Below are 24628 nucleotides of genomic sequence, written 5' to 3' on the forward strand. Positions count from 1 at the left end.
CAGGGGACGACTTGCCCCTTGATGCCCCATGACTCATGACTCATGATGCGGCGCCGGTGACCGGGAGCGCGTCCCTCTGGCACCTGTCCGTGATGCCGGGGCATTGCCTGCCGACTCGGCCTGCGAGCGGGAGATGCTGTGCCTGGCATTGCGCTCCAGCGCCTGAAGCATACCGGCCAGCTGATCCAGCGATTCATCCTCGAAGCCGACATACAGCTCCTCGCGAACTCGCGCGATGCGCTCACCCAATTGCACAAGGCATTCATGCCCCGCCTCGGTGAACCACAGGCAGCGGGCACGGCGATCCGTGGCGTGGGGTTCACGACGAATCAGCTGCTGACACTCGAGCTGATTGAGCGTGCGCGTCAACGACGGCATCTCGATTCCCAGCTCGCTGGCCAGCATCTGCTGGGTACAGCCCTCGCCAAGCTTCTCCAGATGCACCATCACCGTCCAGCGGGCTTCCGTCATCCCCAATGGCTCGACCGCGGTCGTGATCGAGGTACGCCACAGGCGGTGGACACGCCCGAGCAGGCCTCCCAGGGAGGGCTTGATGGTCTCGTGAAGGGGTTGAGCATCATCACAGGCTTTCATCGCCTGCAGCGCCACTTCGTCGTCAGTGCCTTGTTGCATGATGATTCTCCGTCTCCACGCCACGGGGCTCACCCCCTGGATGAGCCCCGCGATGCCAACGTCAATTTAGCTTGCTAATGAATGGCGGAATCATACGCTTTATTAGCGGGCAAATCAAAACACGCGTGACGGGACGCGCTCGGCAGCATCCTGCCACTCCCCTTTTCGATGGCGCGCTGGCCTGTTTGCGTGCCTGAGCGCCCGCGTGAGCGTTCGCGTGATCCTCGCGCGGCTAGTCCGCCTCCGAGCCGATCCCGTGGCGCTTGAGCTTGTTGGCAATGGTGGTGTGCGAGACACCAAGACGCTTGGCCAGCAGTCGGCTGGAGGGGAACTCCGGATAAAGACGCGCCAGCACGCGCCGCTCCACCTCGTCGTGGATATCGCCGAGGCTGCCTGCCAGATCGATGCTGTCCAGACCTTCATCGCGCACCTCGCCAATCAGGCGCAGATGCTGCGCCTCGATCACCTCGCCCTCGCACAGCGAGACCGCCTGGAACAGCACGTTTTCCAGCTGGCGCACGTTGCCGGGCCAGTGATAGCCGCGCAGGCGTGCCATCGCCTCCGGTGAGAGAGTGCGAACACGCGCTCCGATCTGGCGCACGGCACGTTCGAGAAAGTGATGTGCCAGCTCCTCCAGTCCATCCAGGCATTCCCTGAGTGGCGGAATCTGCACGCACAGCACATTCAGGCGATGGAAGAGGTCGTGGCGGAAGCGCCCTTCGCTGCTCAGCGCCGGCAGGTCCTGCTGGGTCGCGCAGATGACGCGCACATCCAGAAAGGTCTCTTCATCGCTGCCGACACGCCTGAAGCCACCATCCTGCAGAAAGCGCAGCAGCTTGACCTGCATGCGCGGGCTCATCTCGCCGACCTCATCGAGGAAGATGGTGCCACCACTGGTCAGCTCCAGCAGACCCAGCTTGCCTTCCGGCCGTGCCCCCTCGAAGGCGCCCGGGGCGTAACCGAACAGCTCCGTCTCGGCCATTGACTCCGGCAGGCCCGCACAATTGAGTGCCATGAACGGTGCCTGCCCGCGCGGACTGGCCAGATGGCAGGCGCGCGCCAGCAATTCCTTGCCGGTGCCGGTCTCGCCCTCGATCAACAGCGGGGCATCCAGCGGCGCCATGCGCCTGGCCTCCTTGACCACGGCGGACAGCTGACGGCTTGCCTGGAAGATGGCCTCGAACCCCCGCACCTCGGTACGCTGGATCTGATAGATTCGCGAGCCCAGACGGTCCGCACGATGCAGGGTGACCACGGCCCCCGCCAGCGAGGCCACGTCCTCGTTCTCGGTATGCAGCGGCGCGATGTCGGCCAGGAAGGTTTCCTCTCCGACACGCAGACGCAGGCCGTTGACGCGCGCATTGTTGCGCCGGATCAGCTCCGGCAGGTCGACATCCTGGATGTGACGCGTCAGTGCCAGCCCCGGCACCTCATCGATGCGGACGCCCAAGAGCTTGCCGGCCGCACGATTGGCCGCCACCACGCGTCCCTCCATGTCGATGGACATCACCGGATCAGACAGCGATGACAGCAGCGCATTGAGCTCCAGATGACGCCGCTCGGTGGGCATCAGGCTGACCCGGGTGACCTTGAAGACCCCGGGGATTTCCTCCAGTGCTGGCTTCAGGGTGGAGAGCTGCATGCGCAGCATGTTGGGAACATGCAGATAGATGGAGTTGTTGGCCTCCCCACCGACCTCACCACGCAACACGTTGAGGCCGTAATCGGCAAAGGGGGCCAGGATGTCGCGCAGAATCCCGATCCGGTTCTGACAGGTCAGTTTGAGGCGCATGGCATTCTCGGCATTGTCGTTGGCATATCGCCGCTGTCAGGGTGGCTCTGACGGCACGGCTCTGAGGGTCAGGCGCTTGAGGATCACAAGCGTGGAGGGGAAACGCTGATGACCCGAGGACATCATTCGGGCTACCGCAGGGCAATGCGGCACATCGATGACGTTAACGTAAGCGTTATCGAAAACCTCGTAAAGCATTCCTTACAATAGACAGTATTGCCGGCACGCAAAACTGCCCGAATGGCACTGATCGAGGCCATCAGCCGCACAGGTGTCAGGATTATGTGACAAGAGACGGGACATCGCACCGTTATCTGCCGTGCAAAAGCGGGCCGTGGCACTGGTCAAAGCTGTCCGACAAGGCCTAGCGTAGTCATCGACATGCAGGGACTGACATGTCCGCCATGATGACAACACGGCAGCCTGCCCACGCAGCGCCGCCATACCGTTCGGGAGGTTGCATGAACGCACCGCAGGGTCGTGACTGGCCACAGGCATCCCAGGTATCTGCGCCCGGCTCGCAGGCTCAGGCCAAGGGCACCCGCTACGTGGCGCATGAACCGGATAGCCAGGGCAGGATCCATTACAGCGATCAGGAGCATGCCACCTGGCAGACGCTGATGACGCGCCAGCTGGCGCTGGTCGAGGGACGCGTCTGCCGCGAGTACCTGCAAGGGCTTGAACATCTTGACCTGCCCCGGGATCGCATCCCCCAGCTGGATGAGATCGACCGGGTGCTCGAGGCCGCCACCGGCTGGCGAACCGCGCGAGTACCAGCCTTGATCCCCTTCACCCGCTTCTTCGAACTGCTCGCCGAGCGGCGCTTCCCGGTTGCCACCTTCATTCGCCGTCCCGAAGAACTCGATTACCTGCAGGAACCGGACATCTTCCACGAGATCTTCGGTCACTGCCCGATGCTTACCCACCCCGCCTTCGCGGAATTCACCGCCACCTACGGTCGACTCGGTCTCGCTGCCAGCAAGGAAGAGCGCGTCTACCTGGCCCGCCTCTACTGGATGACGGTGGAATTCGGCATGCTGCGCGAGGTTCAACCCGATGGCAGTCGTGCGCTGCGCCTCTACGGCGGCGGCATCATTTCCTCGCCACGCGAGACCTGCTATGCACTGGGCGAGCTCGAAGACAGTCTCGAGCGCCCCGAGCACCTGCCCTTCGATGCCATCGAGGCACTGCGCACTCCGTATCGCATCGACATCCTGCAGCCGCTCTACTATGTCCTGGAATCGCTGGACGATCTGCATGAACTCGCCAGTCGCGACATCATGGCGCTGGTGCACGAGGCCATGGCGCTCGGTCTCAAGACGCCGCGCTTCGCACCACGCTGATCGCACCGGCGCCTTGCGCTTCTTTTCACCCGCCCCACCCTCTTTCCTCAAGCCGGAGATAGTGACATGACCGAACTCGCCAGACAGTCCTGTGAAGCCTGCAGTTTCGATGCCCCCAAGGTCAGTGACAGCGACATCGAGACGCTCAAGACCGCCATTCCCGAGTGGCAGTTGCTCAATCGCGATGGCATCATGCAATTGGAGCGATGCTTTAAGTTCCGCAACTTCAAGCAGGCACTGGCATTCACCAATCGCGTAGGCGAGATTGCCGAGGACGTCGGGCATCACCCGGCACTTCTCACCGAGTGGGGCAAGGTCACCGTGACCTGGTGGTCCCACGAGATGAAGGGTCTGCACAAGAACGATTTCATCATGGCCGCCAGAACCGACGAGGTAGCGAAATAAGATGTTCGAGCAGATTGCGCGTGTACCCGGGGATGCCATCCTCGGCCTGATCGAAGCCTTCAACAAGGACACCAACCCGCAGAAGGTCGACCTCGGCGTGGGTGTCTATCGCGATGCCAACGGCAATACGCCGGTCATGCGTGCGGTCAAGCAGGCCGAGGACCGCCTGGTCGAGAGCGAAGTCACCAAGACCTACATCGGCTCTCACGGTGACCCGCGCTTCGGCAAGGTCGTGCTGCCGATGGTGCTGGGCGCCGAGTCGCCGGTGCTGGCTGCCAACCGTGCCAGCGCCACTCAGGCGCCCGGCGGTACCGGTGCCCTGCGTCTGGCGGCAGACTTCATCGCCAGCAACCTCAAGGGTCGTGATATCTGGCTGTCCACTCCGACCTGGCCGAATCACCTGGGCATCTTCGATGCCGCAGGCGTGACGCGTCACAGCTACCCGTATGTCGACGAGAACAATCGCCTCGACTTCGACGGCATGCTGGCGACCCTCAAGACGATTCCGGAAGGCGACGTAGTGCTGCTGCACGCCTGCTGCCACAACCCGACCGGGTTCGACCTGAGTCGCGAGCAGTGGGACCAGGTGCTGGAAGTCGTCCAGTCACGCAAGCTGCTGCCGCTGATCGACTTCGCCTATCAGGGCTTCGGTGATGGTCTGGAAGAAGATGCCTACGGCGTGCGCCTGCTGGCCGAGAATGTCGATGAGGCCATCATCACCAGCTCCTGCTCCAAGAACTTCGGCATCTACTGCGAACGTACCGGCTGCCTGATCCTGATCGCCAAGGACGAGGACAGCATGCTGGACGTGCGCTCCCAGGCCGCGATCACCGCGCGTGAGAACTACTCCAATCCGCCGGCACATGGCGGTGCGGTAGTCATCGACATTCTCGAGGACGAGACGCTGCGCGCGGAGTGGAAGAGCGAGCTGACCGAGATGCGCGAGCGCATCAATGGCCTGCGTCGTGAGTTCGTCGAGGCGCTCAAGCCGTATGGCCTGGATGAGCAGTTCGCCTTCATCGCCGAGCAGCGCGGCATGTTCTCCTACACCGGCCTGACACCGGAGCAGGTCGATCGCCTGCGTGACGAGTTCGGCATCTACATGGTGCGCTCCGGACGCGCCAACGTGGCCGGCTTCTCCAGCGAGAATCTGCCCTACGTCGCCAAGGCCATCGCGACCGTCGTCAAGGGCTGAGCCTGACCGAACGCTTCGTGAAAGATGAAAAACCCGCCGATTGGCGGGTTTTTCATTGCTGGGGCGAGACATTGTCAGGCGCCCTCAGTCGGCAGCCTTCGCTGTCACCGCGACCGTCATTCCTCGCGCTCGACAGGCAGCGTCGCAAGACTCGCTGCCACCGCCTCTTCCAGCAGGCTGACCAGCAAGGCCTGCACCTCATGCAGCGATTCATCGTCCTGCGTTGCCTGCCACTGCCACTTGAGCGCCAGATAGCGCTCGCTGCGCATCGAGAGCGGCATGCCGATCAGGTCGCCTCCGTCGTCCTCGAGTACCTGATGCGCCGACAGGGCATCGATGATGGTGGCAGCACTGCCTGAGCGCGCCAGACGCCCGGCGCTGGCAGGCGTGGCCACCTCCACCAGACTCGCCGGCGTCACGCGCTCTCGCTTGAGAAGTCCACGGACCAGCCGCCCCTGACTGCTGCTTTCCGGCAGCTCCACGAACGGCCGCTCATTGAGGCGTTCCACCGTCAGCGGCTTGTCGAGCAGTGGCCAGCGTGAAGGCCACAGCAATATCAGTGGCAGCTTGAGCGCAGTCTGGCCTGCAGCGTCGCGCTGCTCGTCGGCAGCCTCGACGGGAGGCTGTGCCGCCGTTGTCGTGTCGTCCAGAGAGGACAGCAGATCATCCTGGCGAGTGATACCGACCTCCGACAATGCGGCATCGTCTCCCAGCTCCGGCATGCCTGAGGAGATGCCCTGCGCCGCAGGGATGCCGGCGCCCTCCTCGGCGCCCTCCACCAGCACGGTCTCCTCACGGGCCCGTGCGCGCAGACTCTGCTTGAGTTCGCGCGCGCGTGCGGCCGCTGTCCTGGCACGCTTGCCGCCCTGAGGCTCCTCCGGCGCTTCCAGCGTGACGGCCATGTGTATCCGCCCCTCGGCCAGCGCCGCGGCATGCGTCGAGGCTTCCATCACCTCAAGGCTCGGCAGCCAATCACTCAACGACTCGCTGGCCGCGATGCGCTCAAGCCATCCGGTGCTGAAGGCTTCCAGAGACGGCGTCACTGCCAGTACCAGGCGCGGGCGCTTGCCACTGCCCGGCCCGAAGGCCAGTCGCCTGAGCTCGGACTGCGCGGTGAACATCCGGGCCAGTGACGGGGTCAGGCGTTCGGCTTCCGGCGTGGGCACCAGCCGGCCACCTTCACGCAGGAACAACGAATAGCCCAGCGTCTGCTCAAGCTGTGCCAAGCCCCGCGAGACCACCGGCACGCTGATGCCCAGCTGCGCCGCGCCACCCTTCATCGATCCGCACTCGATCACCGCCCACAGCATTTCCAGCTGACGCAGCCGTATGCCGGGTTCACGTGTGCCTGTGTCTGACTGCGCCATGGTGTTGCTCCTTGAAGGGGTTCGTCCGCGATGCTCCGAGAGCCAGCAGTGGGCGCCGGCTCATTTAGCCTTACGCTAATCATGCTGGCGCCAAATGTCACGCTTCACCAGCCTTCAAGACGTCATGCCCCTGAAACGACACTCCCCCCGCTGATGAATCAGCGAGGGGAGTGAGGGACAAGGCATCGATGCGCCAGTCATTCGTTCAGACCGGCAATGGGCGAGCCATCACGAGAGTGCCAGTACGCCTTCTGCTTCAAACAGCACGCCCTTGGGCAGCTCCTTGACGCCGACGGCAGCACGCGCCGGATACGGCTGGCTGAAGTACTGCTCCATCAAGGTGTTGACCACGCCGAAGTTGCTGAGGTCGGTCAGGAACAGGTTGACCTTGACCAGCTGATCCAGGCTACCGCCTGCCGCTTCACACACCGCCTTGAGATTGCGGAACACCTGATCGGCCTGAGCCTCGAACCCGCCCTCCACCACGTCCATGGTGGCCGGGTCCAGCGGGATCTGGCCGGACAGGAACACCAGGTTGCCGGTACGCACCGCCTGGGAATAGGGACCGATAGCGGCAGGTGCGGCGTCAGTGGAGATGATCTGCTTGGTCATGCGGGCTTCCTTGTATCGAGTGATGAAAGAGAGGTCATGAAGCGTATGGGGAGACGCGTCACCTGACAGCGTGCTCAGCGACTCCCTGATGACACGAGACGAGAAACGGGAGCGATCCGGCCCGCCGACACCGGCAGGCCCTGACGACGGCACATGGTATTCAGGCAGCGTAACGACCGAGGTTCAGCCCGTTCGGGTCGATGCCGGGCGTACGCCCGCCGACCAGGTCCGCCAGCAGGCTGGCGCTGCCACAGCTCATGGTCCAGCCGAGCGTGCCGTGTCCGGTGTTCAGCCACAGGTTGTCATACTTGGTGCCACCGATGATCGGCGTGGAATCCGGGGTCATCGGACGCAGGCCGGCCCAGAATTCCGCCTTGGCATAGTCGCCCGCTTCCGGGAAGACATCACGCACCACCATGTTGATGGTCGCACGGCGCTTCTCGAGCAGGGACAGGTCGAAGGACGCAAGCTCCGCCGTACCGCCCACGCGGATGCGATCATCGAAGCGCGTCAGCGCGACCTTGAAGGTCTCGTCCATCACCGTGGACTGCGGCGCGGCATCGGCATTGATGATCGGCACGGTCAGGCTGTAGCCCTTGACCGGGTAGATCGGCAGATCCAGATCCAGATCACGTGCCAGGAAGGGCGAGTAGCTGCCCAGGCACATCACATAACTGTCGGCGCTCATCTCGCCGCGGTCGGTGATCACCTTCTCGATCCGGCTACCAGTACGCTGGATGCGCTGGATCGTGGTATTGAAGACGAACATGACGCCCAGGGTGTCACGGCAGTAATCCGCCAGCCGGTTGGTGAACAGATGGCAATCACCGGTCTGATCGTCCGGCAGGTGCAACCCGGCGATGAACTTGCCCGGCACGCGCGCCAGGGCCGGCTCGACGGCGGCGCAGGCCTCGGCATCCAGCAGCTGGTGACGCACGCCACATCCGGCCAGTACTTTCATGTCCTTCTGCACGGCCTCGACCTGGGCCTCGTTGCGGAACAGCTGCAGCAGGCCCTTCTGACGGTCCTCGTAGCGCAGCCCTGTCTCTTCACGCAACGAATTGATGCACAGACGACTGTATTCCGCGACGCGAACCATGCGCTCCTTGTTCACGGCATAACGGTCCGCATTGCAGTTGGCGAACATCTTGACCATGAACTTGGCCATCTGGGGGTCCATGCGCGGCTGGATCTTGAGAGGCGCGTGCTCCTGGAACATCCACTTGACGGCTTTCTGCGGAATGCCCGGTGCCGCCCAGGGAGAGGAAAAACCGAAGGACACCTGGCCGGCATTGCCGTAGCTGGTTTCCATCGCCGGACTGGCCTGACGATCCACGACCGTGACCTCATGGCCCTGACGCGCCAGATAGTAGGCACTGGTCACGCCGACGACACCGCTTCCGAGCACAAGAATCTTCATGTTGTTCTACTCCGTGACTGCAACCGCGCTCGGCGGTGGAAGAAAGGGGGGTTCCGTGCGCCGCGCACGAAACGTATCGCTTGATCCAGCCCCGAGCAGCAGCGCCGCCTTCAGTGGCTTGACCTCAATTACCCCAGTATAAGAGTGAAATCCGTCACGAATATTCTGTTATTGGCCTCCAATACAGATGATTGATAGCTAATTTTGCCAACCTACCAGCAATTACGCACAAAAAAGCGGCCATTTTTAGAATGGCCGCTTTTGCGCTACGTCAAGGACTCGTCCTGGCAGTCTCACCCTCTCGAACACCCCCTCATCGGCATCACGCGGTGGCGCTCTCGACAGGCCCTCGGGAGGGCTTGCCCAGCCCACCGATCGCCTGACGATAGAGACGCCAGGCCACGATACCGGCCAGCAGATTGCCGATGGCCGCCCCGATCGCGACGCCGCGCAGACCATCGAGCTCAGCGCCCAGCCAGACGGCTGGCAGGAAGCACACGAAGAGACGCAGGAAGGACAGGAGCGTGGCCCGTAGCGGCCAACCCAGCGCATTGGCGGCCGAGACCACCAGCATGCAGATTCCCAGGAAGGCATAGCTTGGCAGCATCCAGGGGATCAGCAGGACCAGCGCCGCGCCGACCTCCTCATTGCCGACCAGCAACCGGGACAAGGGGACGGCGAGGAGCGCTACCACCATGCCCAGCACCAGCTGCCAGATGATCACGATCCTGGCGACCAGATTCATCAGTCGGCGCACTTCCTGCCAGCGACCTGCGCCGTAGCACCGTCCCAACCAGGGGGGCAATGACATGGTGAGCGCCAGCACCACGATCAAGGAAAAGGTCTCGAGCCGGCAGGCGATCCCCCAAGCGGCCACCTGGGTCTGACCCAGCGTCGCCACGATGGCCGTGACCAGCATGGCGGACACGGCCGGCATCATCTGCGAAAGGATGGCCGGTGCCGCGATCCCCGTCAGCTGACGCCAGGAGTCCCGCCATTCCTGAACCAACCCCTGCACCGCGATCCACTCTTCCTGCAGCAGCTTGAAGGTCGTCACCATCAGGCCGATCACGAAGGCGATCAGCGTCGCCCAGGCTGCCCCCGCCAACCCGAACCCCGGCACGGGGCCGAGACCGAAGATCAGCAGAGGGTCCAGTGCCAGATTGAGCAGACTGGTCACCAGCATCATCACGCCGGGCAGCCGCGTGTTGCCGTGGGCACGAAACAGGCTGTAGAGCACATAGGCCATGGCGCCCACCCAGCTGGCCACCAGCCAGGGGCCCCAGTACTGCTCGATCAGCGAGAGCTCCTGGTCATTGGCGCCCAGCAGATGGAAGGCCGGCGCACGTATCAGCCATAGTCCTACCATCAACAGTGCCAGCAATCCGCCGGAGACCAGCACCACCACACTGCCGAGCCGCCGGGCACGAGCATCCTCCCCTGCCCCCAGCGTGCGTGACACGATGGCGGCAATGGCGATGCCCATGCCGACCTGGACCCCGATGATCAGGAAGGTCAGCGGGAAGGTGAAGGACTGAGCCGCCAGTGGCGCCGTTCCCAGGCGCGACACGAAGGCGGCATCCACCAGATTGAAGCCCAGCAATCCCATGATGCCGATGGTCATCGGCAGTGTGGAACGCCAGAGACGGGACATCAGCTCGCCGGTACTCGGACAGGATGAAGGCGAGGATGTCGAAGAAGTACGAGTTGAAGACATGCAATCACTCCCAGGATGCCAGGCATCGCTGGTCTGAAGAAGAGAACGAGGGCGCTTGAGCTACGCGACGACAGCGCTTGAACGTTGATTCTAGGGATTCCTCCGTCAGGCAGATACCGCCAGCCAGACATGTCTTTGATGCAGTAACGGCAACACGAAGGCGAGAAAATCCGTTGATGCGTAGTATTAGCGGAAACATTGGGCGTGCTAAGCTTCGCCTGTTGACGATGCTGACCCGCTGGGCGACCGGTCTGTCCCTACCGATTGTCCTGCCATCTGCGGGCGGCGTCCCTGTCTGCTGAAGCGCGCCGCAACCCTGAAGAGCAGGACGGCTGCGTCAGCCTTTTCCTGTTGCATCACGAGAGGTCATACCGTGGATAAAGCATCCCGCTTGTTGCTGTTTCTGGATGTCGTGGAAGCACAGAGCTTCTCCAAGGCAGCCGATCATCGTCAGGTCAACCGCTCGGTGGTTTCCAAGCAGATCAGTCGTCTGGAAGAAGAGTTGCAGATTCGTCTCTTCAACCGCTCGACCCGCTCGCTGGCCCTGACCGATGCCGGCCGCGAGATCCATCAGCATGCCTTGCGGCTGCGCGAAGTGCTGGAAGACACCGATGATGTCGCGGGCGCCTATCAGGACGGGCCACGAGGGGTGCTCAAGATCACCAGCCCCAGCCACTTCGGTCGCACCTACGTGGCTCAGGCGGTGCGCCTCTACATGGAGCGCTATCCGGATACCCAGGTGGAAGTCCGTCTGGAAGACCACCTGACCGACCTGATCGGTGGCGGCTATGATCTCGCCATCCGCATGTCGGAACTGGAAGACTCCAACTTGATCGCGCGCCCCCTGGCCGCGCATCGCCATCTGATCTGCGCATCGCCTGCCTTCATCGAACGCCACGGCATGCCGAAGACCCCCGCGGACCTCTCGGGGCTGCCGGCGGCCGTCTATTCACGCGATGGCTTCATTCTCGACCGCCTGCGGGTGTGCAGTGAAAGTGGCGTCGAGGAAAAGGTGGCGCTGGATTCTCGCCTCAAGGTCAATGATGCCGACGTGCTGATCGGAGCCATCAAGTCCGGTGCCTGCTATGGCATGATCTCCGCCATCAACATCAAGGATGAGGTACTGAATGGCGAGCTGGTCCCGTTGCTTACCGACGTGCCGATGAAGCCGCTGCCATCCATCCATCTGGTCTACCCGCATCGCCAGTATCTCCCCCAGAAGACGCGTCGCTTCAGTGATTGCCTGCAGGAAGTCGTCGGGACTCCGCCGGTGTGGGAGCAGCGCATTCCGGGCTTCGAGAACATGTACGGCTACGGCAAGACCTGCAGCTGAGCGCGTCACTTGCCTGTCTGGCGCCCGCTTCTGCTGCATGAAGCACCGAAGGTAAAACGAAAACGCCCGTCATGCGACTGCATGACGGGCGTTTTCGTTTCCTGTGCCAGACAGGGCTTGCACCCGTCAGCTCAGGCGGCCCCGGGACAGGGGCGAATGCAGGGCTTGTTGCCAAGCCACTGCTTGAGCTCCGGCAGGCGCTTGGGCCGCGCGTAACGGAAGCCCTGCACCAGATGGCAACCCATCTCCACCAGCAGGCGTTCCTGCTCCACCGTCTCGACGCCCTCGGCCAGCACTTCCATGCCGAGGCTATCGGCCAACGAGATGGCATGCGAGACGATGGCGCGGTCACGCGCATCATGATCCAGGCTACGGACGAACTGCTGGTCCACCTTGAGGCGACAGGCGCGTAGATCCCGGACATAGAGCAGCGAGGCAAAGCCGGTCCCGAAGTCATCGATGGCAAGCCTGACACCTCGGTCGATCAGGCCGGTCAAGCGCTCGACGACGCGATCCAGATCCGGCACCCGTGAGGACTCTGTGATTTCCAGCTCCAGCCGCTCGGGGGCGAAGTCGTGCAAGGCGAGCGCCTGTGAGACTCGCTCGGGAAAGCCGGGGTCACGAAATTCCTGGGCCGAGACGTTGATCGCCACCGACAGCGGCTTGCCGTCCGGGGTCACCAGATCCCGCGTCGCCTTAAGAGCAGCATCCATGACACGAGCCCCGACGGTACCGATCAAGCCGTACTGCTCCGCCAGCGGAATGAAGCGCCCAGGCCCGATGGTCCCGAGCTCCGGATGGTCCCAGCGCACCAGCACCTCCACGCCGACCGCCTGACCACTGACCAGATCGAACTGGGGCTGGAAGGCAAGATCGAGCTCTTCGAGATGCTCGCGCAGGTCACTGGTCAGTCGGTAATCGTTGAGGTGACGCATGTGGGCACCGGGCGAGAAGACATGCCAGGCCCCGCAGACATCGATATCGTCCTGCTCGCCATGCAGCATGGCCAGTTCAGCCAGGTGCAGCAGCCGATGCGCGCGACGCGCGTGCTGAGGCGCCAGGCTGATGCCCACCCGCGCGGTGACGGGCAAGGACTTGCCATCCAGGCGCATCAGCGTGACCAGCTGCTCGCACAGCTCGCTGGCCCGCGCGATCAGGGCGACTTCATCGCCGGTGAAGAACAGCGCGAAGGCATTGCCCAGCGGACGACAGACCAGTGCATCGCGGTATTGCAACGACATCGCTTCCGCCACGCGCTCCAGCAGCGGGTCGATACGCTCCGCGCCATGCGCCGAGTTGATGATCTCCAGATGGGTCAGCGAGAGATAGATGATGCCGCCATCGACCGCCTCACCGGACAGCAGCTCGTCCACCTGGGCATTGAAGCGATCACGCGACAGCAGGTTGATCGGCTGCAGTCGACGCAGCGCGATCAGCACCTTGTCGTCCAGTCCGGCAGCGCGCGCTTCGGCCAGACCCGAGAACGGCGCCTTGAGGCGCACGCGGCGCTCACTGACCGGTTCAAGCCGCGGACGCGCCTCACCGAACAGCTCCTTCCAGCCACAGGTATAGGCGACGAGTCGTTCTTCATCGAACACCGCCATTCGCCAGGGAAGATTGGCCTGCTGCACCAGCAGCCAGTGGCCCAGCTCCCCGTCGATCCCCATCATCCACATCCCCGGCTGGCCGCTGAGCCCACAGGGCTCCGGCAGATGCGACAGGGTTCTCGGCAGTTCAGGCTGGTGTTCTGCCTGACGGGCACGGGGTGAGCTCCAGGCGAGCTGGCCGAAGCGGTCGAAGATCCACAGCGGCTCTTCGATGGAGGACAACAACTTGATCAGAATATCGAGAGGCACGCTCACCCCACTGCAGTCACAATGAATAAGGGTCTTGCTATCCCGCCCGCTGACGGTGCAACCGTTACCGCCATCGAGCTCACCTCCGGTCCTTCACATGCCATGTCTCACTTCAACGGCATGTCCTGCACTTTCACCATTACTGCAATCTTTCGCTAATACACTGAGTCTATGTCAGGGCATGGGGCAGGTACCAAGGCTATTTTCTCGCCCCATCAACGCTTGCGATGTCTCGACGCTTTTCCTGAGCCAATGCGGTACGCGCCTCCCGGCCATCCAGAATGTCCTGCTGGCCTCAAAGTGTCCTGGTGGGCATCAAAGTGTCCTGGTGGCCTCAAAGCGTCCTGGTGGCATCAACACCGCGGGAAGAGTAGGATAGGCGCCCGTTTCGCCCGGACCGGATCCCGGGCGCCGAATCCATCGGTCAAAGAAATTCTCCGTCATGACTCTCAACGTCCCGAATTCCGCTTTATCCGCTCCTGCCTCCTCTGCAGAGCGCCCCCGCGCCGTCGTCATCTACTCCGGTGGCATGGACTCCTACACCGTCCTGCACCAGGCGCTGAAGGAAGGCTTCGAGGTACACGCCCTCTCCTTCCATTACGGCCAGCGCCACTCGCGTGAGCTCGACGTCGCACGTCAGGTCTGCGAATCATTGGGAGTCGCCCACGAAGTCGTCGACATTCGCGCCATCCATGGACTGATCGACAACTCCGCGCTGACCAACAGTGACCAGGCGATGCCCAAGGCCGACTACGACGAGGACTCCATGACCTCGACCGTGGTGCCCAATCGCAACATGATCCTGCTGTCCCTGGCGATCGCCAAGGCCGTCAATATCGAGGCTGGCGTGTGCTTCTATGGTGCCCACGGCGGAGATCACGTGCTCTACCCGGATTGCCGTCCGGAATTCGTCGAGAAGATGAATGCCGTCGCCGCGATCGCCAACTTCTCGCCGGTGGAGATTCGCGCGCCCTTCCTGCACGCCAGCAAGGACGAGATTCTGGCCGCCGGCATCGCCATGCAGCTCGATTACGCCCAGACCTGGACCTGCTATGAAGGCCGTGAACTGGCCTGTGGGGAATGCGGCAGCTGCCGTGAGCGCCTCGCTGCCTTTGCCGCCCATGGGCTGAGCGATCCGCTCGGGTATGACACGGCCGATTCGGCCAAGGGCGCAGGCACTCTCTGATGTATACGGTAAAGGAAGCGTTCTACACCCTGCAGGGCGAAGGTGCTCGCGCAGGGCGCGCCAGCGTGTTCTGCCGCTTTGCGGGCTGCAATCTGTGGAGTGGTCGTGAGCAGGATCGCGACACCTCGGTCTGTCGCTTCTGCGACACCGATTTCGTCGGCACCAATGGCCAGAATGGCGGCAAGTTCCGCACGGCAAGCGAGCTGGCGGACTTCCTGGCCAGCCTGTGGCCGGAACACACCGGCATCGCCACGCCCTATGTGGTCTTCACCGGCGGTGAGCCACTGTTGCAGCTCGACCGCGAACTGGTGGACGCGATGCACGCCCGCGGCTTCGAGATCGCGGTGGAGACCAACGGCACCGTCGCGCCGCCCGCCGGCATCGACTGGCTATGCGTCAGCCCCAAGGGTGCCAGCGAGCTGGTCCTCACCGGCGGCGATGAGCTCAAGCTCGTCTACCCGCAGCCGGAGGCGCTGCCGGAGCGCTTCGTCAGTCTGGACTTCGCGCACTTCTATCTGCAGCCACTGGATACCGCCGCCCTGGATGCCCTGCCCGCGCCAGCCGCCGCTCGCGAGCATTATCGCGAGGTACTGGCGACGGATACGCCGATGAACCAGTGCGTCAGTTACTGCATGGCCAATCCCCAGTGGCAGCTATCGCTGCAGACTCACAAGATCAGTGGTATCGATTGATGACGGCAATGACTTCCAAGACCCTGTTCGTCAGGGCCCTCACCGCGGTGGATGCCTCGGTGTGGAGCAATACCCGCGGCCTGCATGGCATCAGTCAGCATCTGGACCTGGAGCTGGACGGCGCCGTCGGCCATGACGGCATGCTGTTCGACTTCGGCGACGTCAAGCCGTGGGCCAAGCGCATGATCGACCAGGACGCCGATCACACCTTGATCGTGCCCAGTCAGGCCGACGGCGTGAGCGTCACGGACTGCCCGGAAGGACTGTGTCTGCGCTTCACCCAGCCCTATGCCATGGAAGTGCGCGGCCCGCGCCAGGCCTTCTGCCTGCTGCCGGTGGCCGAGGTCACCACCCTGGTGCTGGCCAACCACTTCGAGAAGCTGCTGACGCGCCGTCTGCCGCCGCGCGTCGAGGCGCTGCGCGTGCGCCTGCGCGATGAGTGCATCGAGGGTGCTGCCTACACCTACAGCCATGGCCTGCGTCATCACAGCGGCAACTGTCAGCGTATCGCGCATGGTCACCGCTCCCCGCTGGTCATCGAACGCAATGGCGTGCGTGACACGGCACTGGAAGCCGAGTGGGCCGAGAAGCTCAATGACCGCTACCTGGCCGAAGAAGGCGATCTGATCGACCGTCCCGGCCGTGAGCTGGTGTTCAGCTATGAGGCACCGCAGGGCAGATTCCGCATTCGCCTGCCGCGCAAGCAGGTCTGGTTGCTGCCGACACCGACCACCATCGAGTGGATCGCCGACTGGCTGGCGCGCCAGATCGCTCTCGACAGCGGTGACAGCATTCGCGTCGAAGCCTATGAAGGGATCAACAAGGGCGCCATCGCGCGGCACACGCCAGAGACCGCCCGCCAGCCGCTGGTGCTGCCTGAGCATGAGGAAATGCCCGCCACATCATGACGCAGACCGCCCACCACTTCGCGGCCACTCCCGCATCCGGCTGCCGCGCCGGCTGCGGGGGGTGCTGCATCGCGCCTTCCATCTCGAGCCCGATTCCCGGCATGCCCAATGGCAAGCCGGCAGGCGTGCGCTGCGTGCAATTGGATGACGAGAATCTGTGCAAGCTGTTCGGAACGCCACAACGACCGGCCGTGTGTGGCAACTTCGACTTCGATATCGAGCTGTGTGGCAATTCAAGCGAAGAGGCCCTGCGCCTGATCGGCGAGTGGGAGCGCCTGACGTGAGAGACGCCCCCTGAGGGATAGATCTCAGCTCACTCGCCGAAGAAATTGAAGGGCCTGGCGGCACCCTCGCTGCGACAGGCCAGCAAGGCGGCATTCAGCTGACGGGAATCCGCCAGCGGCAACGCAGTCGCCATCCCCTCCTGCCCCTGCTGCTCCAGCGGCGCGATCAACTCGAGTCGTGAGTCCTCGCGCCAGCTGGAAGGCGCAAGTTCGGCTCGTCCCTTGGCACGGTTATAGCTGCGCCAGCCTTCCGTCGTGTGAAAGATGCCCTTCACCCGCCAGTCGCGCGGCAGTCCATCCAGCCACCGGGTCAGCTGATCAAGATCGAACACCTCGCCCGCCACGATTCGCCATCCCAGACTGGCATGCTCAAGCCCTTCGGCCTGCTCGATCACCGGTGCGCCGGGCAATGGCATCACGCCTGAGGCTGACGTCTTTTCACTGGTGGAAGTCTCCTGCGCCAGACGCGCCCTATCCCGCGCAGCGCGATGGGCAGCCGGCATGCTGATCTCGGGCTGGTTCTCACGATCTTCGCTGACGTGATGGGCGTCGCTGGCGTGCAAGCCGCCCTGGCGATGGGATTCACGCCCTGCTGGCAGCAGCCAATCGATCAGCGCGACCTCCTGACCGTCCATGCGTGCCTGGGCCGGCTGACTTTCGCCGTCGGCTCTGCCCAGCTCACCCACCCAGCGCTTGCGCGGCCACATCCCTTCCAGAAACTCATGCGCGGCCGCCAGCTGCTCATCAGTCGCCAGATCCCGCTTGCTGAGCACCACGCCCCCCGCCAGCGTCAGCTGATCCTGGAAAGTGCCATGCTCACGCGTACGGGTATCGTCCAGTGCACGCGGGTCCAGCAGGGTGATGACTTCCTCGAGCTCAAGCGCGGAGGCCAGCCCTTCACTGCGCAGTACATCGATCAACCCTGCGGGATGCCCCAGCCCCGAGGGCTCGATGATCAGACGATCAGGACGGGTCTGATGGATCAGGCTGACCAGTCCCGCATGCAGCACGAAGGCCAGCTGACAGCACAGGCACCCGCCGGGCAGCCCCTTGACGCTGACATCCTCGCGTCCGGCAAACAGTGCCTGATCGATGCCTACCTGCCCGAATTCATTGACCAGGATCGCCCAATGCTCATCCGCCGGCTTGGCCGCGACCAGTGCCTGGATGAAGCTGCTCTTGCCGGTTCCCAGAAAGCCGGTGATCAGATGCACCGGTATCCGCGTGTGACGTGCTAAATCCGTCGAGGCGTCGCCGGTATCGGCGCCGCGTGAAGCCAGAGACATGCTGAATTCTCCGCAGGATGAAGGCGTGCAAAAGGTTATAGAGTAACAAAATAAACCCAGCGACGACGTCTCGTGAAGCGAATCCTGCCTTGCAACATGACGCAATCCGGCAATCGGCAAGCCGCCGCCAAGGGGACATACGCAAAACCCCTCGCCACCAGAGGTGACGAGGGGTTTCAGGCTTGCCTTGCGCCCTGACTGACGTGCGTGATCAGGCAGCGCGGGTCAGGATACGACGCGCCACGTCCGGCGTGATGTCACCGTGCTCGCCGATGGCAGTGAAGCCATGACGTGCCAGGTTGTCGACCAGCTGGTCGATGCTGTCGGCACCGATGCCGGCTTCGCTCAACGATACCGGCGCGCCCATGCGGGTGAAGAATTCACGCGTCTTGTCAATGGCAGCGCGGGCGACGCTTTCGTCATCACCGTCCAGCCCCCAGACACGACGACCATACTGCGCCAGCTTGGCACGCTTGGCCTCGAACATTTCTTCCCACAGTGCCGGCATCACGATGGTCAGGGTGCGGCCATGATCGACACCGTGCAGTGCGGTGATCTCGTGACCGATCATGTGCGTGGCCCAGTCCTGCGGCACACCACGCCCGATCAGCCCGTTGAGGCCCAGGTTGGCGGCCCACATGATGTTGGCGCGCACGGCCAGGTCATCCGGCTGGCTCAGTACCTTGGGGCCTTCCTCGATCAAGGTCAGCAACAGACCCTCGGAGAAGCGATCCTGGACCGGCGCGTTGACCGGGTAGGTCAAATACTGCTCGCTGACGTGCACGAAGGCATCGACGACACCGTTGACGCTCTGGCGCTCCGGCAGGGTCAGGGTGGTGGCCGGGTCCAGCACCGCGAAGCGCGGGTAGGCCAGTTCGCTGAACATCGGCAGCTTGTCGTGGGTCTCGTAATTGGTGACTACGGCATTGCCGTTGGACTCGGAGCCAGTGGCCGGCAGGGTCAGCACCACTCCCAGCGGCAATGCCGTCTCGGGATGCTTGCCTTCGGCGAGAATCTCCCACGGATCACCGGCGTGACAGGCGGCCAGCGCGAGGAACTTGCTGCCATCGGCGACGCTGCCTCCCCCGACTGCCAGCAGATAATCGACCTTCTCGCGCTTGATGACCTCCAGCGCTTCCAGCAGGGTGTGATAGCTCGGATTCGGCTCGATGCCGCCGAAGCTCCACCACTGATGGCCCTCCAGTGCCGCTTCCACCTGATCCATCACGCCGTTCTTCTTGATGGAGCCACCCCCATAGGTGACCAGCACGCGGGCATCGGCGGGAATCTCGTCACGCACCTTGGCGATCTGGCCGGCACCAAAGTGCACGCGGGTCGGGTTCTGATAGGTAAAGTCCTGCATGATGCTCTCCTCGCAGAGTCAGGGGCGGCACGGCGGCAATGCAGAACGCCGCCATGATCAGGCGCCACCTGACGCAGGGTGTCGCGTGAGGGCCTGGTGACACGAAAACGAAATGAAGACGTCACCACCCCACGAATGTTGCGCACATTCTAGAGCAGCATCTACGACGAAAGTAGAGCACAGTGCGCACGTCTTTGGTTCGTATGAATCACCAATCGCATCGCGACGTGACAGCTTCTCACCAAAGCGAATGGCACTCACCCACGCGAATGGCTTTCACCAACGCGAAAGGCTCGCCGTGGCGAGCCTTTCGTGAATGCCTGAGCACCGCGCGTACGCGAGGGGTCAGGTGTTCGGGGCTTCAGTGCTGCCGTCTCAGGTTACAGACGTACCAGCATCTTGCCCTTGTTGGCGCCTGTGAACAGCTTGAGGAAGGCGTCCGGCGTCTGTTCCAGTCCCTCTTCCACCGTCTCTTCGTAGTCGATATCGCCCTTGGCGACCTGCGGCCCCACTTCCTCGAGGAAGCGGCTGTAGTTGTCCCAGTGGTCAAAGACGATGAAGCCCTGCATGCGCGCCCGGCGAATCAGGATCATCGAGATATTGGAGGGGCCCGCCGCCACCTCGGTATCGTTGTAGCTGGAGATCATGCCGCAGACGGCGATGCGTGCACCGACGTTCAGGTTGTTGAGCGCCGCCACCAGGCAGTCACCACCGACGTTCTCGTAGTAGACATCGAAACCGTCCGGGCAGGCCTCCTTGAGCGCTTTCGTCAGCTGCTCAGCATCCTTGCCCTTGTAGCTGACCGCCTTGACGCCGCGCGCCTCCAGCCAATCCAGTTTCTCCTGGCTGCCGGCGATGCCGACGACAGTCCCGCCCTTGGCCTTGGCCAGCTGCACGGCGAGCGAGCCGACCGCACCGGAGGCCGCGCTGACCAGCACGTTGTCGCCCTCTTTCATCTCGGCGATGATGTTCAGACCGGTCCAGGCTGTCATGCCCGGCATGCCCAGCACGCCCAGGTAGGCCTGCTCCGGCACGTCGATGCTCGGCAGCGGCTCGACCTGGTCGCCAGACAGCTGCGCGATATCACGCCAGCCGCCCATGTGACGCACCTTGTCCCCGGTCTTGAAGCGAGAGTCGCGTGACTCGATCACCTCACCGACTGCCGCACCCTGCAGCGGCTCATTGAGCTCGAAGGGGTCAATATAGGTCTTGGCGCCACTCATGCGGCCACGCATGTAGGGATCGACGGACAACCAGCGGTTGCGAATGCGCACTTCCCCTTCGCCAAGCTCGCTCAGCGCCTCTTCACGCAAGGTGAACAGGTCGCGTTCCGGAGTGCCTTTCGGATAGTCGGTGATCGTGTAATAGCGTGTCTGCATGAAATACTCCTTGCGAATGATCTGGTCAAACGTCACGTGATCAGAATCGTCATCAGGCAGGTGGCCCGAGGCCTTGACCGTGTGACGACAGGTCGCCGCAATCGTTCCCCGGCGACGAAGTTCCACCAGATTACTCGCGCTCCCGATATCACACCAATGACAGAAACTGAATTCCGGTATGCATGAGACTGATATCATGCGTGGTTGAAAATACGCACCTTCATCCCCGTCCGGGGCCTCTTCACCACCGGAAACTTCCCGCCATGCATCTGGCTGAACTCGCTCGCCATGACCTCAACACGCTGGTCGCGCTGCATGCGCTGCTGGAAACGCGCAGCGTGTCTCGGGCCGCGGAGCGCCTCAACCTGAGTCAACCTGCCGTTTCACGTACCCTGGCTCGGCTGCGCGAGGCCTTTGACGATCCCCTGTTCGTGCGTGCGCAACGCGGCCTGCGCCCCACGGCACGTGCCGAGGCGCTCAGACAGCCTCTCGCGCGGCTGCTCCAGGAGCTGGGCGCACTGCTGGCACCCCCCGAATTCTCGCCAGCCGACAGCCAACGCCGCTTCCAGCTGGCCACCACCGACTATGGCATGCACGCCTTCGTGGCACCGCAGATAGCGCCGCTGCATGACCAGGCGCCCGGCATCCGTCTGGACATCCAGGCCTATGGGGGCAATGTCGAACAACAGCTGGAGGAAGGGGGGCCGGAGCTTGCGATGTGCGTGCCCACCGCCAAGGTGCCGGCCGGCGTGCATGGGCGCGAGATCGGGGATGACCAGTTCGTCTGCGTGATGCGCAAGGACCACCCGCTGGCAGCGAAGGAGACATTGAGTCTGGAGGACTTCGTCGCCGCCAGCCATCAATTGATCAGCATGGGCGGTGATGAGCGTGGTGCGGTGGATCTCAAGCTGGCGGAGCTGGGCTTGAGTCGGCAGGTCGTCATGCGCCAGCCCCACTTCCTGGCCGCCTTCAGTGTCACCGGCCATAGCGATCTGCTGCTATGTGTTCCGGGCTGCCTGGCCATCAGCATGCTGGATCAGCTACCGCTGGTGCTGCGCCCGCTGCCCATCGCCATCAACCGCTTCTCCTACTGGCTGGTGTGGCACGAACGCCTGCATCATGACGCCGGGCATCGCTGGCTGCGTCAATCTCTCTCGACAGGCATTCAAGCCCGCCACCGCGAACTCTCCCATCGGCTGCGTCAACGCCTCACGCCGTGACACTGTCGTGACAGCGGGGATGTGCGCAGGATTGACTCGACACTGCACCAGAAATTGCCCCGACACTGAACCAAAAAAAGACCGCCACCCCATGGGGTGGCGGTCTCTGGTGGCAGAGGTCAGGACGTGATTCTCAAGGGAGGCGATGCCTCGAGTGAGACGTGACGATACTCACGTCCGTTGCTCCGTGCTCACTTGCGCTCGATATCGGCACTCTCGCGCAAGGATTCCTGCAGCCCCTCGACGGCTGACTGGGCCTGCAGGCGCATCGCCAGACGCGACAGGAACTGATCCATGTCACCCGGCTCGGCCTCTCCTACATCGGTCAACGCGATCAGGGCGATGCCGCCCTTGAGGGCTGCCTTGCCATACACCGGCTGGTCTGCCTCGGGATGCGGCAGCGCGAAGGCCTGCTTGACCAGATTCTCAGGCAGCTGGGAATCTCCCTGACGGCTGACGTCGTCTGCGTCGCGCCAGTCGATCCCTTCCAGCGACTTGCCTTCACGCAGCGCCTCGATGCGCGTCTGTGCCAATGCCTCAAGCGCCTTGGCGGTCTTGTCCGCCTTGGCTTCACGCTGCACCTGCTGCTTGACCTCGTCGAGGGCCAGCGTCGTGGCCGGACGCTGCTCGAGCACGCGCAGCACCAGACGGCGACTGTCGTCGAGTTCGATCACATCGCTGTTGTAGCCTTCCTTGAGCACTTCGTCATCGAAGGCAGCCGCCATCACACCCGGCTCGGACAGCAGTTCGTCGTCATTGTCCTGTGCCACCCAGTCGGTCTTCTCCAGCGGAAGATCCAGATCCTCGGCAACGCTGGCCAGATCATCCGCCGCGAAGCTTTCATCCTTGAGCTGCTGCGCCTTCTCATTGAAGGTGTCACGCGAGGCTGACTTGCGCGCCTGGGTGAGCAGTTCATCACGCATTTCGTCGAACGGCGCGATATCGAGCCCGGTCACCTTGATCAGGTGCAGGCTGTCGCCGGTATCGACGATGTCCGAGACCTGCCCTTCATCCAGCGCGAAGGCGGCGTCATCGAAGTCTTCGCCGAAGATACCGCGGGTGATCACGCCCAGCTCACCGCCATCCTCGGCCGTGGAGCTGTCTTCGGAGACCTCGGCCGCCACCTTGGCGAAGTCTTCGCCGTTGGCGAGTGCGTCACGTGCGCCTTCGAGCTTGGCACGCGCAGCCGCCACATCATCGCCCTTCTCGACCATGATGTGCGCGATCTCGCGCGGTGCATCGGCACGCTTGGCGGCATATTCGGCCTTGAGCGTGTCCTCACTGATCTCGCCGCCGTCGGCCAGCTCATTCTGATCCAGCAGCACATAGGCCAGCTTGACCTGAGCCGGACGCCGATAGTTGTCCTGATGGCTGTCATACCAGGCGGTCAGCTCATCCTCGTTCAGGGTGACCGGCGACTCGAGGTCGGCCTGACTCAGGGTGGCGTAACGGAAACTGCGCGTCTGACGCTGAAGCTGGCTGAGCTTCTCTTCTTCGCCCGGCAGCACGAAGGCACTGGCGGCAAAGCCATCGGTCAGCTGCTGACGCAGGGTGTCGCTGCGCAACTGCTCGCGGAAGGACGTCGGCGAGTAGCCGGCGCTGGCCAGACGATTGCGGAAGACGTCGGCGTCAAAGCGGCCCTGGTCATCCTGGAATTCCGGGAAGCTGACGATCAGTTGATCGAGCTGTTGTTCTGAGAGGTGCAATCCACCCTCTTCGGCGTACTGGTCCAGCAGACGGGAATCGATCATCTGGGTGATGATCTGATTGCGTGCCTCACGCTCCTGTTCGGGAGCGACCTGTCCGGAACGGATGGCACGTTGCACTTCGGTCTCAACTGACTGACGGCTGATCTTGTCGCCATTGACGCTGGCGATCTCATCACTGCTGCCAGTGAAGGCACCAATGATCGACTCAACGCCGAAGAAGGCAAAGGTGACGACGATAAAGCCAACGATCGTCTTGGCCACCCAGCCATGCGACCGGTCTCGAATTCGTTGCAGCATGCGGGCCTCGAGCTACAGGGAAGGAAATGGCCTCTAGGGCCGCGAATCAGTGACTGTTGATTATACGCATGACGCCGACAGATGCAGGTGCCTTTGGTAGCGGCAGAAGCAGGGTCACCGCAGATTGCCCATGATATCAGTCACAAAAAAAGCGCATCGCCAGGCGATGCGCTTCGATTTCCTGGTGCCGACCTGACAGACAACGACGTCCTGACAGGGCGGCACCACGTCACCGGGTACCTGCAAGAGCAGGCAGACCTCAGTTGACGGCGTCTTTCAGTGCCTTGCCAGCCTTGAAGCTCGGCACCTTGGCAGCACTGATTTCGATCGGATCGCCAGTCTGCGGGTTACGGCCAGTACGAGCAGCGCGCTCCTTGACAGTAAAGGTGCCGAACCCGACCAGTGCCACGGTCTCACCTTTCTTCAGGCTATCAGTGACGGTGTCGACCATCGCATCGAGTGCACGGCTAGCTGCTGCTTTCGGAATATCGGCAGATGCAGCAATGGCTTCGATCAGCTCGGATTTATTCACTCTTCACCCCTTGAATTTGCAAAAAAATTACCAGAAATCAGCGCGAAAATTACGGGTGCTAAACGCGATCGCGACGAAGCGGAGTTTATAGCAACGCCC

General features: G+C 63.0%; 21 protein-coding genes. 9 read left to right on the forward strand and 12 right to left on the reverse strand.

The window, feature by feature from the left end:
• Nucleotides 1-33: 33 nt before the first annotated feature.
• Together QD172_RS06610 and QD172_RS06615 are read right to left on the reverse strand one after the other, a co-directional pair.
• On the reverse strand, nucleotides 34-633 hold the full coding sequence (locus QD172_RS06610) for a MarR family transcriptional regulator (protein ID WP_279855306.1): 600 nt from the start codon (nucleotides 631-633) through the stop codon (nucleotides 34-36).
• A gap of 232 nt (nucleotides 634-865) precedes the next feature.
• On the reverse strand, nucleotides 866-2425 hold the full coding sequence (locus QD172_RS06615) for a sigma-54-dependent transcriptional regulator (RefSeq protein WP_084208116.1): 1560 nt from the start codon (nucleotides 2423-2425) through the stop codon (nucleotides 866-868).
• Nucleotides 2426-2886: 461 nt separating this feature from the next.
• On the opposite strand from QD172_RS06615, the gene phhA reads away from it, so the two are divergent.
• The 3 genes from phhA (at nucleotide 2887) to QD172_RS06630 (ending at nucleotide 5368) form a co-directional block, all read left to right on the forward strand.
• Entirely contained in the window at nucleotides 2887-3768 is an 882-nt protein-coding gene (gene phhA, locus QD172_RS06620; RefSeq protein ID WP_176503094.1) for a phenylalanine 4-monooxygenase, read from the forward strand.
• A 66-nt stretch (nucleotides 3769-3834) separates the two neighbouring features.
• On the forward strand, nucleotides 3835-4173 hold the full coding sequence (locus QD172_RS06625) for a 4a-hydroxytetrahydrobiopterin dehydratase (RefSeq protein ID WP_077374704.1): 339 nt from the start codon (nucleotides 3835-3837) through the stop codon (nucleotides 4171-4173).
• A 1-nt stretch (nucleotide 4174) separates the two neighbouring features.
• Complete coding sequence (locus QD172_RS06630; protein WP_077374706.1) at nucleotides 4175-5368, forward strand: amino acid aminotransferase; 1194 nt, start codon at nucleotides 4175-4177, stop codon at nucleotides 5366-5368.
• 116 nt (nucleotides 5369-5484) lie between these two features.
• Here QD172_RS06630 and QD172_RS06635 read toward each other — a convergent pair whose 3' ends face one another.
• The 4 genes from QD172_RS06635 to QD172_RS06650 form a co-directional block, all read right to left on the reverse strand.
• Nucleotides 5485-6735 carry a LysR family transcriptional regulator gene (locus tag QD172_RS06635; protein WP_279855307.1) on the reverse strand — a complete coding sequence of 417 codons (1251 nt, stop codon included), beginning with the start codon at nucleotides 6733-6735 and terminating at the stop codon, nucleotides 5485-5487.
• A 228-nt stretch (nucleotides 6736-6963) separates the two neighbouring features.
• On the reverse strand, nucleotides 6964-7347 hold the full coding sequence (locus QD172_RS06640; protein WP_077374712.1) for a RidA family protein: 384 nt from the start codon (nucleotides 7345-7347) through the stop codon (nucleotides 6964-6966).
• 160 nt (nucleotides 7348-7507) lie between these two features.
• Complete coding sequence (locus QD172_RS06645) at nucleotides 7508-8767, reverse strand: D-amino acid dehydrogenase (protein ID WP_279855308.1); 1260 nt, start codon at nucleotides 8765-8767, stop codon at nucleotides 7508-7510.
• 322 nt (nucleotides 8768-9089) lie between these two features.
• Nucleotides 9090-10421 carry an MATE family efflux transporter gene (locus QD172_RS06650; RefSeq protein WP_279855309.1) on the reverse strand — a complete coding sequence of 444 codons (1332 nt, stop codon included), beginning with the start codon at nucleotides 10419-10421 and terminating at the stop codon, nucleotides 9090-9092.
• Between the two features lie 436 nt (nucleotides 10422-10857).
• On the opposite strand from QD172_RS06650, the gene QD172_RS06655 reads away from it, so the two are divergent.
• Entirely contained in the window at nucleotides 10858-11817 is a 960-nt protein-coding gene (locus tag QD172_RS06655) for a LysR family transcriptional regulator (protein ID WP_077374722.1), read from the forward strand.
• A gap of 131 nt (nucleotides 11818-11948) precedes the next feature.
• On the opposite strand, the gene QD172_RS06660 is transcribed toward QD172_RS06655, so the two are convergent.
• On the reverse strand, nucleotides 11949-13673 hold the full coding sequence (locus QD172_RS06660; RefSeq protein ID WP_139345447.1) for a GGDEF domain-containing phosphodiesterase: 1725 nt from the start codon (nucleotides 13671-13673) through the stop codon (nucleotides 11949-11951).
• Nucleotides 13674-14115: 442 nt separating this feature from the next.
• On the opposite strand from QD172_RS06660, the gene queC reads away from it, so the two are divergent.
• Genes queC through QD172_RS06680 form a run of 4 tightly spaced genes read left to right on the forward strand, consistent with a single transcriptional unit; the run spans nucleotide 14116 to nucleotide 16743 of the window.
• The gene (gene queC, locus QD172_RS06665) at nucleotides 14116-14859 is read left to right on the forward strand and encodes a 7-cyano-7-deazaguanine synthase QueC (RefSeq protein ID WP_279855310.1); all 744 of its coding nucleotides are present in this window, start codon (nucleotides 14116-14118) and stop codon (nucleotides 14857-14859) included.
• Nucleotides 14859-15551 (forward strand): 7-carboxy-7-deazaguanine synthase, encoded by a 693-nt coding sequence (queE, locus tag QD172_RS06670; protein WP_141392331.1) that lies wholly within the window; start codon nucleotides 14859-14861, stop codon nucleotides 15549-15551. The genes queC and queE overlap by 1 nt, the downstream gene beginning before the upstream one ends.
• 8 nt (nucleotides 15552-15559) lie before the next feature.
• Nucleotides 15560-16459 (forward strand): 6-carboxytetrahydropterin synthase, encoded by a 900-nt coding sequence (locus QD172_RS06675; protein WP_176493420.1) that lies wholly within the window; start codon nucleotides 15560-15562, stop codon nucleotides 16457-16459.
• A complete protein-coding gene (locus tag QD172_RS06680) occupies nucleotides 16456-16743 on the forward strand; it encodes a YkgJ family cysteine cluster protein (RefSeq protein WP_084208108.1) in 288 nt (95 codons plus the stop codon). The genes QD172_RS06675 and QD172_RS06680 overlap by 4 nt, the downstream gene beginning before the upstream one ends.
• A gap of 29 nt (nucleotides 16744-16772) precedes the next feature.
• On the opposite strand, the gene QD172_RS06685 is transcribed toward QD172_RS06680, so the two are convergent.
• From QD172_RS06685 to QD172_RS06695, 3 genes are all read right to left on the reverse strand, one after another.
• A complete protein-coding gene (locus QD172_RS06685) occupies nucleotides 16773-18029 on the reverse strand; it encodes a CobW family GTP-binding protein (protein ID WP_279855311.1) in 1257 nt (418 codons plus the stop codon).
• A gap of 211 nt (nucleotides 18030-18240) precedes the next feature.
• Complete coding sequence (locus tag QD172_RS06690; RefSeq protein ID WP_084208106.1) at nucleotides 18241-19392, reverse strand: iron-containing alcohol dehydrogenase; 1152 nt, start codon at nucleotides 19390-19392, stop codon at nucleotides 18241-18243.
• Between the two features lie 380 nt (nucleotides 19393-19772).
• Complete coding sequence (locus QD172_RS06695) at nucleotides 19773-20771, reverse strand: NADP-dependent oxidoreductase (protein WP_077374747.1); 999 nt, start codon at nucleotides 20769-20771, stop codon at nucleotides 19773-19775.
• Nucleotides 20772-21034: 263 nt separating this feature from the next.
• On the opposite strand from QD172_RS06695, the gene QD172_RS06700 reads away from it, so the two are divergent.
• Complete coding sequence (locus QD172_RS06700; RefSeq protein WP_279855312.1) at nucleotides 21035-21991, forward strand: LysR family transcriptional regulator; 957 nt, start codon at nucleotides 21035-21037, stop codon at nucleotides 21989-21991.
• A gap of 191 nt (nucleotides 21992-22182) precedes the next feature.
• Here the strand turns inward: QD172_RS06700 and QD172_RS06705 are convergent, their stop codons facing one another.
• The gene (locus tag QD172_RS06705) at nucleotides 22183-23997 is read right to left on the reverse strand and encodes a SurA N-terminal domain-containing protein (protein ID WP_279855313.1); all 1815 of its coding nucleotides are present in this window, start codon (nucleotides 23995-23997) and stop codon (nucleotides 22183-22185) included.
• Nucleotides 23998-24256: 259 nt separating this feature from the next.
• Nucleotides 24257-24529, reverse strand: a complete 273-nt coding sequence (locus QD172_RS06710) for an HU family DNA-binding protein (RefSeq protein WP_065392603.1) — start codon at nucleotides 24527-24529, stop codon at nucleotides 24257-24259.
• Nucleotides 24530-24628: the final 99 nt, after the last annotated feature.

Source organism: Cobetia sp. 10Alg 146 (assembly GCF_029846385.1).
In the GTDB taxonomy this organism is placed as follows: domain Bacteria; phylum Pseudomonadota; class Gammaproteobacteria; order Pseudomonadales; family Halomonadaceae; genus Cobetia; species Cobetia marina.